General features: G+C 68.3%; 9 protein-coding genes and 1 tRNA gene. 6 read left to right on the top strand and 4 right to left on the bottom strand.

From position 1 onward, the window contains the following. The 3 genes from IG62_RS0140260 to IG62_RS0140250 all read left to right on the top strand — a co-directional run. Positions 1 to 1349, top strand: a 1349-nt coding sequence (locus IG62_RS0140260; protein ID WP_030816060.1) for a branched-chain amino acid ABC transporter permease, incomplete at its 5' end; no start/stop codon positions are given. Positions 1350 to 1354: 5 nt separating this feature from the next. After that, complete coding sequence (locus IG62_RS0140255; protein ID WP_030816057.1) at positions 1355 to 2302, top strand: ABC transporter ATP-binding protein; 948 nt, start codon at positions 1355 to 1357, stop codon at positions 2300 to 2302. Continuing rightward, positions 2299 to 3015 carry an ABC transporter ATP-binding protein gene (locus tag IG62_RS0140250; RefSeq protein ID WP_030816055.1) on the top strand — a complete coding sequence of 239 codons (717 nt, stop codon included), beginning with the start codon at positions 2299 to 2301 and terminating at the stop codon, positions 3013 to 3015. Before IG62_RS0140255 ends, IG62_RS0140250 begins: the two co-directional genes overlap by 4 nt. 73 nt (positions 3016 to 3088) lie before the next feature. On the opposite strand, the gene IG62_RS0140245 is transcribed toward IG62_RS0140250, so the two are convergent. Next, positions 3089 to 3745: an ANTAR domain-containing response regulator gene (locus IG62_RS0140245; RefSeq protein WP_030816052.1), complete on the bottom strand. Its 657-nt coding sequence runs from the start codon at positions 3743 to 3745 to the stop codon at positions 3089 to 3091. Positions 3746 to 3843: 98 nt separating this feature from the next. Between IG62_RS0140245 and IG62_RS0140240 the strand changes: the two genes are divergently transcribed. Together IG62_RS0140240 and IG62_RS0140235 are read left to right on the top strand one after the other, a co-directional pair. Then, a tRNA-Leu gene (locus tag IG62_RS0140240) sits at positions 3844 to 3916 on the top strand. A 110-nt stretch (positions 3917 to 4026) separates the two neighbouring features. Further along, the gene (locus IG62_RS0140235; RefSeq protein ID WP_030816050.1) at positions 4027 to 4800 is read left to right on the top strand and encodes a hypothetical protein; all 774 of its coding nucleotides are present in this window, start codon (positions 4027 to 4029) and stop codon (positions 4798 to 4800) included. Between the two features lie 51 nt (positions 4801 to 4851). Here the strand turns inward: IG62_RS0140235 and pyk are convergent, their stop codons facing one another. Both pyk and IG62_RS0140225 read right to left on the bottom strand, forming a co-directional pair. Then, positions 4852 to 6288 carry a pyruvate kinase gene (pyk, locus tag IG62_RS0140230; protein WP_030816047.1) on the bottom strand — a complete coding sequence of 479 codons (1437 nt, stop codon included), beginning with the start codon at positions 6286 to 6288 and terminating at the stop codon, positions 4852 to 4854. Between the two features lie 145 nt (positions 6289 to 6433). Then, positions 6434 to 7129 carry an SIMPL domain-containing protein gene (locus IG62_RS0140225; RefSeq protein ID WP_030816044.1) on the bottom strand — a complete coding sequence of 232 codons (696 nt, stop codon included), beginning with the start codon at positions 7127 to 7129 and terminating at the stop codon, positions 6434 to 6436. Positions 7130 to 7308: 179 nt separating this feature from the next. Between IG62_RS0140225 and IG62_RS0140220 the strand changes: the two genes are divergently transcribed. Further along, the gene (locus tag IG62_RS0140220; RefSeq protein ID WP_030816041.1) at positions 7309 to 9123 is read left to right on the top strand and encodes a bifunctional metallophosphatase/5'-nucleotidase; all 1815 of its coding nucleotides are present in this window, start codon (positions 7309 to 7311) and stop codon (positions 9121 to 9123) included. Between the two features lie 84 nt (positions 9124 to 9207). On the opposite strand, the gene IG62_RS0140215 is transcribed toward IG62_RS0140220, so the two are convergent. Continuing rightward, positions 9208 to 10097, bottom strand: an 890-nt coding sequence (locus IG62_RS0140215; RefSeq protein WP_037840480.1) for a SidA/IucD/PvdA family monooxygenase, incomplete at its 5' end; no start/stop codon positions are given.

Here is a 10097-nt window from a genome sequence, read left to right as displayed (position 1 = left end):
CCACCACCCCACCCGCGAACCCCTGGCAACGCCTCACCACGCTCCTCACCGCCAGCCCCCTACGGCCCCGCAGCCGCCCCCTCCCCCCCTGGGCCGAGATCCTGACCATCGCCGCCGCCTTCGCCGCCGGACTGATCGCCTTCACCTACGGCATCGACACCGACGACGGCGCCCCCTTCGTCGGCTACCTCCTCTTCATCGCCCTCGCCGTGCCCGCCCTCCACCGCGCCGGACTCATCGCACGCCTCACCGAACTCACCCACCGACACCGCGGCGTCGCCCTCACCGCGGCCTTCCTCGCCGCCGCCAGCTTCCCCCTCACCCAGGACACCGACCAGTACACGATCATCGGTGCCAACATCCTGATCTTCGCCACCGTCGCCCTCGGGCTCAACGTCGTCGTCGGCCTCGCCGGCCTCCTCGACCTCGGATACGTCGCCTTCCTCGGCGTCGGCGCCTACGCCGCGGCACTCGTCTCCGGCTCCCCCGAATCCGCCCTCGGCCTCCACTTCCCCTTCTGGGCCGCCCTGCTCACCGGAGCCGCCGCCTCCCTCGTCTTCGGCGTCCTCATCGGTGCCCCCACCCTCCGGCTACGCGGTGACTACCTCGCCATCGTCACCCTCGGCTTCGGCGAGATCTTCCGCATCGCCATGCTCAACCTCAACGGCACCACCGGCCCCGACATCACCAACGGCGCCATGGGCATCCCCAACATCCCCAACCTGGAGATCTTCGGCTTCAACTTCGGCGAACCCCACGACATCCTCGGCATCCCCGTCGCCACCTACGGCAACTACTACCTGCTGATGATCCTCGTGACCGCCTTCGTCGTCCTCGTCTTCCGGCGCGCCGCGGCCTCCCGCATCGGCCGCGCCTGGATCGCCATCCGCGAGGACGAAACCGCCGCCGTCGCCATGGGCATCAACAGCTTCCGGCTCCGCCTGCTCGCCTTCGCCCTCGGCGCCGCCCTCGCCGGACTCGCCGGCACCGTCCACGCCCACGTCGTCACCACCGCCACCCCCGAACAATTCCAGTTCGCCGGACCCCAGCCCCCCAACTCCGCCTTCCTCCTCGCCGCGGTCATCCTCGGCGGCATGGGCACCCTCAGCGGCCCCCTCGTCGGCGCCGCACTCCTCTTCCTCATCCCCGCCAAACTCGACTTCCTCCAGGACTACCAACTCCTTCTCTTCGGCATCGCCCTCGTCCTCCTCATGCGCTTCCGCCCCGAAGGCCTCATCCCCGACCGCCGCAAACAACTCGAATTCCACGAAACCGGTCAACTCGACGTGCCCGACCAACGCCTCCCCGACCCAGCCGCCACCACCGGCGTCACCAAGGCAAAGGCGTGACGACCATGACCACTCCACCCACCCTCGCACCCGCCACCGACAACACCCCCACCGACGAGACCCCCGTCCTCCGCGCCGACGGTGTCACCATGCGCTTCGGCGGACTCACCGCCGTACGAGGAGTCGACCTCACCGTCCACCCCCGCGAAATCGTCGGCCTCATCGGCCCCAACGGCGCCGGGAAAACGACGTTCTTCAACTGCCTGACCGGCCTTTACGTCCCCACCGAAGGCACCGTCTCCTACCGGGGCACCGTCCTCCCGCCCAAACCCCACCTCGTCACCAAAGCCGGCATCGCCCGCACCTTCCAGAACATCCGCCTCTTCGCCAACATGACCGTCCTCGAAAACGTCCTCGTCGGCCGCCACACCCGCACCAAAGAAGGACTCTGGTCCGCCCTCCTCCGCAGCCCCGGCTTCAAAAAGGCCGAACGCACCAGCGAAGAACGCGCCACAGAACTCCTCGAATTCATCGGCCTCGCCCACAAACGCGACCACCTCGCGCGCAACCTCCCCTACGGCGAACAACGCAAACTGGAGATCGCCCGCGCCCTCGCCTCCGAACCCGGCCTGCTCCTGCTCGACGAACCCACCGCCGGAATGAACCCCCAGGAAACGCGGGCCACCGAAGAACTCGTCCTCGCCATCCGCGACAAAGGCATCGCCGTCCTCGTCATCGAGCACGACATGCGCTTCATCTTCAACCTCTGCGACCGCGTCGCCGTCCTCGTCCAAGGCGAAAAACTCGTCGAAGGCACCTCCGACACCGTCCAGGCCGACGAACGCGTCGTCGCCGCCTACCTCGGCGAACCCTTCGACGGCGCCCCCGGAGAAGCCGAGGCGGCCGAGGTCGCCGCCGCCGAAGCCGCGGCCGACGCAGTGGCCGACACGGCGGCGGACCCGGTGGCCGACGCGCAGAGCACCCCCGGCACCACCAAGGGAGAAGCCCCGTGACCGCACTGCTAGAGGTCGAGGACCTCCGGGTCGCCTACGGCAAGATCGAAGCCGTCAAAGGCATCTCCTTCACCGTCGAAGCCGGCCAGGTCGTCACCCTCATCGGCACCAACGGCGCCGGAAAGACGACCACCCTCCGCACCCTCTCCGGACTCCTCAGGCCCAGCTCCGGAAGAATCACCTTCGACGGAAAACCCCTCACCGGAGTCGCGGCCCACAAAATCGTCGCCCTCGGCCTCGCCCACTCCCCCGAAGGCCGCCACCTCTTCCCCCGCCTCACCATCGAGGAAAACCTGCAACTCGGCGCCTTCCTCCGCAAGGACAAGGACGGCATCGAAAAAGACATCCAGCGCGTTTACGAACTCTTCCCCATCCTCGGAGAACGCCGCAAACAAGCCTCCGGCACCCTCTCCGGCGGCGAACAACAAATGCTCGCCATGGGCCGCGCCCTCATGTCCCGCCCCAAACTCCTCATGCTCGACGAACCCTCCATGGGCCTCTCGCCGATCATGATGAAAAAGATCATGGAAACCATCCGCGAACTCCGCGAACAAGGCACCACCATCCTCCTCGTCGAACAGAACGCCCAGGCGGCCCTCACCCTCGCCGACCACGCCCACGTCATGGAGATCGGCCGCATCGCCCTCTCCGGCACCGGCCACCACCTCCTCCACGACGAATCCGTCCGCAAGGCCTACCTCGGCGAGGACTGAGGCACATACGGGTGCGGCCCCGCACCGGTCACCACCGGTACGGGGCCGCACGCACACCCGGTGCGGAGCCGCGCTACTGCTCCTTCTTCTGCTGCTTCTTCTCCTCGGCGTCCTCGATGACCGCCTCCGCGACCTGCTGCATCGACAGCCGCCGGTCCATCGACGTCTTCTGGATCCACCGGAAAGCGGCCGGCTCGGTCAGCCCGTACTGCGTCTGCAGAATGCTCTTCGCCCGGTCCACCAGCTTGCGCGTCTCCAGCCGCTGCGTGAGGTCGGCGACCTCCTTCTCCAGCGTCTTCAGCTCGGTGAACCGGCTCACCGCCATCTCGATCGCCGGCACCACATCGCTCTTCGAGAACGGCTTCACCAGATACGCCATCGCGCCCGCATCCCGCGCCCGCTCGACCAGCTCCCGCTGGGAGAACGCGGTCAGCATCAGCACCGGCGCGATGCTCTCCTCGGCGATCTTCTCGGCCGCCGAGATACCGTCCAGCACCGGCATCTTCACGTCCAGGATCACCAGATCGGGACGGTGCTCCCGGGCCAGCTCGACGGCGGTCTGCCCGTCACCGGCCTCGCCGACGACGGTATAGCCCTCCTCCTCCAGCATCTCTTTGAGATCGAGACGGATGAGGGCCTCGTCCTCCGCGATCACGACGCGCGTGGTCAGCGGCGGAACATGCGACTGATCGTCATCGGCGACGGGCTGCTCGGGCTCGGCGGCGCTCACGGGACTCCTCATTCCGGTCAGGTGGTGCCCCATGAGCCTACCTATCTCCTGTATGTTTGATGCACGGCGGGTCTCCGTTGACCTTCATATCGAAGGATGCCCCGGTAGCCCAGCGGCAGAGGCGATGGTCTCAAACACCATATAGCGTGGGTTCGAATCCCACCCGGGGCACTTGGCCTTCAAATCGAAGGCCTCACGCGCGGTTGGTGATCTTCACTCGACCCGGTGAACATTTCTTCGACACTCCGCAGCGCCGCCAAGATCCCGGCAAGCTCGCATATATGTACGACCACAGCACGCGCGAGCAGACCTTGGCCCTCGTCGCCCAAGGCCGCAGCCTCAACTCCGTAAGCAAGCAGACCGGCATATCCCGGTACGCCATCCGCTCCTGGCAGACCAGGATCGAGCCGCTCTCCCGCGCGACCGAATGCCCGCGATGCGAGCCCGAGCCGCGACCACCCGCGGCCGTCGAGGCCTATGCCTATCTGCTCGGCCTCTACCTGGGCGACGGCTGCCTCAGCAAGCAGCCCCGGAACCGCGGTTACGCGCTCCGCATCGCCTGCGCGGACGCCTGGCCCGGGCTGATCGTGGCGTGCCGCGAGGCGGTGAAGGCGGTGCGCCCCATGAACAGCGTGTGCATCATCCAGCGCGAGGGATGCGTCATGGTGACGAGCTACAGCCATCACTGGCCGTGCCTGTTCCCCCAGCACGGCCCCGGCAGGAAGCACCAGCGGCGGATCACCTTGGAGCCCTGGCAACAGGACATCGTCGACGCCCACCCTTGGGGGTTCCTCCGCGGGCTCGTCCACTCCGACGGGTGTCGGATCACCAACTGGGCGACGCGGACGGTCGGCGGCGAGCGGAGGCGCTACGAGTACCCGCGGTACTTCTTCACCAACATGTCGGCGGACATCATCCGCCTCTACACGGACGCCCTGGACAAGGTCGGCGTCGCATGGAAGCCGGCGCGCCAGGCCCGCAGGGCGGAGAACATCTCCGTGGCCCGCAAGGCCTCCGTGGCCCTCATGGACCAACACATCGGGCCGAAGTACTGACAGGGACGGCAGTCAGGTACCTCGGCCCAGCGGGATCTTGTGCGGGTGGGGCTAGTCGGTGGTGTCGGACTCGCCGATGTGGTGGACGCGGACGAGGTTGGTGGAGCCGGGGACGCCGGGCGGGGAGCCGGCGGTGATGATGACCAGGTCGCCCTTCTGGCAGCGGCCGATCTTGAGGAGTTGCTCGTCGACCTGGGCGACCATCTCGTCCGTGGAGTTGACGGTGGGGCCGAGGAACGTCTCCACGCCCCAGCTGACGTTGAGCTGGGAGCGGGTGGCCGGGTCGGGGGTGAAGGCGAGGAGCGGGATGGGTGAGCGATAGCGGGAGAGGCGGCGGACGGTGTCGCCGGACTGGGTGAAGGCGACGAGGAACTTGGCGCCGAGGAAGTCGCCCATGTCGGCGGCGGCGCGGGCGACGGCGCCGCCCTGGGTGCGGGGCTTGTTGGCCTCGGTGAGCGGCGGGAGGCCCTTGGCGAGGAGGTCTTCCTCGGCGGCCTCGACGATGCGGCTCATGGTCTTGACGGTTTCGGTGGGGTATTTGCCGACGCTGGTTTCGCCGGAGAGCATGACGGCGTCGGTGCCGTCGATGACGGCGTTGGCGACGTCGGAGGCTTCGGCGCGGGTGGGGCGGGAGTTGTCGATCATCGAGTCGAGCATCTGGGTGGCGACGATGACCGGCTTGGCGTTGCGCTTGGCGAGTTTGATGGCGCGCTTCTGGACGATGGGGACCGTTTCCAGGGGCATTTCGACGCCGAGGTCGCCGCGGGCGACCATGATGCCGTCGAAGGCCGCGACGATGTCGTCGATGTTGTCGACGGCCTGGGGCTTTTCGACCTTGGCGATCACGGGGAGGAAGCGGTCTTCCTCGCGCATGATGCGGTGGACGTCTTCGATGTCGCGGCCGTTGCGGACGAAGGAGAGGGCGATGATGTCGGCGCCGTAGCGCAGGGCCCAGCGGAGGTCGTCCTGGTCCTTCGTGGAGAGGGCGGGGACGGAGACGGCGACGCCGGGGAGGTTGAGGCCCTTGTGGTCGGAGACCATGCCGCCTTCGATGACGACGGTGCGGACCTGGGGGCCGTTGACCTCGGTGACCTGGAGGGTGACCTTGCCGTCGTCGACGAGGATGCGTTCGCCGGTGGTGACGTCGGCGGCGAGGCCGGGGTAGGTGGTGCCGCAGATGTGGCGGTCGCCTTCGGTGCCGGGTTCGACGGTGATGGTGAACTCGTCGCCGCGTTCGAGAAGTACGGGTCCTTCGCGGAATCGGCCGAGGCGGATCTTCGGGCCTTGAAGGTCGGCGAGGATGCCGACGCTGCGGCGGGTTTCTTCGGATGCTTTGCGGACCCGGTCGAATCGCGCTTCGTGGTCGGCGTAGGTGCCGTGGCTGAGGTTGAAGCGGGCGATGTCCATTCCGGCTTCGACGAGGGCTTTGATCTGCTCGTACGAGTCGGTGGCGGGTCCCAGAGTGCAGACGATCTTTGCTCGGCGCATGTTTCGACCCTATGACTTACCCGGCGGTAGGGAACTGTAAGAAGGTGACTGCTCAACGAGCGCTTGGTGAAAGGCTGTTGACAAGTAATGGAATGCGCGCGAAGGCGCTCCGATGAGCGGAATTTCGCCCTCGCGCGGTGGCGTCTCAGAGTGCGGGACGGGTCATGGTGAAGCGTGCGTTGACGCTGGCGTAGACGGTTTGGCGCTGGGGTTCGAGGTCGAGGGCGGGGGCGCTTTCCTGGGCGGGGGCGCCGCCGTAGCCGGCGAAGGAGCGCATGGCGGGGGCGGCGACGGGTGCGGTGTTCTCGGCGCCGAGGTCGGCGATTTCGAGGAGGGCGTCGAGGCGGGCGTCGAGGGCTTCGGCGTATTCGCGGGCGCGCTGGACGGCTTCGTGGACGGCTTGGGTGCGGGCGGCGCGGTGGGCGGGTGAGTCGGGGCGGAGGTCCCACCAGGGGCCGTCGACGCGGGTGAGGTCGAGGTCGGCGAGGCGGGTGGTGAGTTCGCCGAGGGTGGTGAAGTCGGTGAGGGTGGCGGTGTGGGTGACGCGGCCTCGGTAGGCGCGGACGCGTTCGTGGCGGCCCTTGTCGGCGAGTTCGGGGGTGATGCTGAGGGCGCCGGTTTCGAGCTTTTCGAGGGCGTCGGGGTAGCTCTTGATGAGGGTGAGGGCTTGTTCGTTGCGGCGGGTGAGGTCGGTGAGGGCGGTGGTGCGGTCGGTGCCGCGGGCGGCGACGGTGACGGCGATGCGGGCGATTTCGGGGTCGACTTCGAGGGTGGCTTCGCCGCGTACGGCGAGGCGGGGGGTGTCGGGGGTGCCGTAGGGCAGGGGGCCGGGGGCGGTCATGGGTGGCTCCTCGTGCGGGGTGCGGGTGCGTGCGGTGGGCGCAGGGTCGCACACCGGGGTGCGGATCGGGGGGTTCCGGGCGTCCGGGGGGTGTTGCGGAGGGGGCGGCTGGGCCAGAATCTACGCGCGTTGCCGCGGGTTGTGGTGGCGCTTGTCCGCGTGGATGCAGGGGAGTTGGGATGTCGCTCGACCGTAGGAAGTTCGTGGGGAGTTCCGTGGTGTCGGGGGCCGGGGTGGCGCTCGCGGGGGCCGCGGCGCCGGCGGCCGCGGCGGGGCCGGCGGGGCGGCACGGGCGGGGTCATGGTCACCGGGGGGAGCGGTATGCGTTCACGGTGATGGGGACGACGGATCTGCACGGGAACGTCTTCAACTGGGACTACACCACGGACGCGGAATTCGATGACGCGGACCACAATGATGTGGGGCTGGCGAAGATTTCGACGCTGGTGTCGCGGGTGCGGCGGGAGAAGGGCCGGCACAACACGCTGCTGATCGATGCGGGTGACACCATTCAGGGGACGCAACTGGCGTATTACTACGCGAAGGTGGATCCGATCACGGATCCGGGTGGTCCGGTGCATCCGATGGCGCGGGCGATGAATGCGATCGGATATGACGCGGCGGCGTTGGGGAATCACGAGTTCAATTACGGGATTCCGGTGCTGCGGAAGTTCGAGGAGAGTTGTGATTTCCCGCTGCTGGGGGCGAATGCGGTGGATGCGCGGACGTTGCGTCCGGCGTTCCGGCCGTATGTGCTGAAGCGGTTGCGGTCGCCGCACGGGCGGGTGGTGACGGTGGCGGTGCTGGGCTTGACGAATCCGGGGATCGCGCTGTGGGACAAGGCGCATGTGCAGGGGAAGCTGGCGTTTCCGGGGCTGGTGGAGCAGGCCGCGCACTGGGTGCCGAAGCTGCGGTCGATGGGTGCGGACGTGGTGTTCGTGGCGGCGCATTCGGGGGCGAGCGGGACATCGTCGTACGGGGATCAGTTGCCGTATGTGGAGAATGCGGCGGCGTTGGTGGCGGAGCGGGTGCCGGGGATCGACGCGATTCTGGTGGGGCATGCGCATGTGGAGATTCCCGAGCGGCGGGTGGTGAATGCGGAGACCGGCCGGGAGGTGGTGCTGTCGGAGCCGTTGAAGTGGGGGCAGCGGCTGACGCTTTTCGATGTGGTGGTCGAGTGGCGTCGTGGGCGTTGGCAGGTGGGGTCGGTCGGTTCGCGGGTCCTGAATGCGAATGCGGTGGCGGAGGATGCGCGGATCACCGGTCTGTTGCGGGCGGAGCACCGGAAGGTGGTGGCGTATGTGAACCGGGTGATCGGCCGGTCGAAGGCGGAGTTGTCGGCGGCCGAGGCCCCGGTGAAGGACGTGCCGGTGCTGGACTTCATTGCTTTTGTGCAGGCCGAGGTGGTGCGCAAGGCGTTGGCCGGGTCGGAGTTCGCGGGTTTGCCGGTGGTGTCGCAGGCGTCGTGTTTTTCGCGTGCGGCGCGGGTGCCGGAGGGGGATGTGACGATCCGGTCGATGGCGGCGTTGTATCCGTTCGACAACACGCTGGAGGCGCGGGTGTTGACGGGTGCGCAGTTGCGGGAGTATCTGGAGTTCTCCGCGCGGTATTACGTGCGGACGGCGGCGGGTGGTCCGGTGGATCCGGCGCGGATCACGAATGCGGACGGTATTCCGGATTACAACTATGACGCGGTGCGGGGGCTGTCGTACGAGATCAATATCGCGAAGCCGGCGGGTCAGCGTATCGGGAAGCTGACGTGGGAGGGGAAGCCGGTGGCGGACGATGCGCGGTTCGTGCTGGCGGTGAACAACTACCGGGCGAACGGGGGTGGTGGTTTTCCGCATGTGGCCGGGGCGCGGCAGGTGTGGTCGACGTCGGACGAGATCCGGAATTTGATCATCAATTGGGTGCAGGAGAAGAGGGAGATCGATCCGTCGGTGTTCGCTTCGGTGGACTGGCGGTTGGTGCGGGACGGGGTGCCGGTGTTTTAGCGGTTGGCCGGCGCTTGACGGAATTGCCGGTCTTGTGGCGGGTGGGGTGCGGCGGTGCCGGGGGCGCCGCCGCGCCCTGTTTTGTCAGTGGCGGGGGACGAGGGTGCTGCCTTGGGTGGGGATGGTGCGGGTGTGGGGGGCGGGGGGTTGTGGGAGGCCGAAGGTGGTGAAGGCGGTGCGGGTGGGGAGGGGGTAGGGGGTGGTGTCGGTGAGGTTGTTGAGGATGGTGGCGCTGCGCCAGGCGGCGAGGCCGAGGTCGGGGGCGCCGACGCCGTGGGTGTGGGTTTCGGCGTTCTGGACGTAGAGGGATCCGGTGACGGTGGGGTCGAGGACCATGCGGTGGTGGGCGTCGATGCGGGGGCGTTCGGCGGCGTCGCGGCGGATGTAGGGGTCGAGGGCGGCGAGCAGGGTGTCCATGCGGCGTTCGCGGTAGCCGGTGGCGAGGACGACGGCGTCGGTGGTGAGGCGGGAGCGGGTGCCTTGCTGGGTGTGGTCGAGGTGGAGTTCGACCTTGGTGGTGCCTACCCGGCCGGCGGTGCGTACGGAGACGCCGGGGGTGAGGGTGGCGTCGGGCCAGCCGCCGTGGAGGGTGCGGCGGTAGAGCTCGTCGTGGATGGCGGCGAGGGTGTCGTGGTCGATGGCCTTGTGGAGTTGCCACTGTGCGGGGACGAGGGTGTCGCGGACGCGTTCGGGGAGGCCGTGGAAGTAGCGGGTGTAGTCGGGGGTGAAGTGTTCGAGGCCGAGTTTGCTGTATTCCATGGGGGCGAAGGCGGGGGTGCGGGCGAGCCAGTGGATGCCTTCGTGGCCGACGGGGCGGGCGCGCAGCTGGTCGAGGAAGATCTCGGCGCCTGATTGGCCGGCGCCGATGACGGTGAGGTGGTCGGCGGCCAGCAGGCGGTCGCGGTGGTCGAGGTAGTCGGCGGAGTGGATGACGGGCACGGCGGGGGCGTCGGCGAGGGGGCGGAGGGGGACGG

The sequence above is a fragment of the Streptomyces sp. NRRL S-337 genome, from assembly GCF_000720175.1.
GTDB lineage: Bacteria > Actinomycetota > Actinomycetes > Streptomycetales > Streptomycetaceae > Streptomyces > Streptomyces siderophoricus.
The sequence above is the reverse complement of the archived record's forward strand: the minus strand, read 5'-3'. Positions and strand labels throughout refer to the sequence as shown.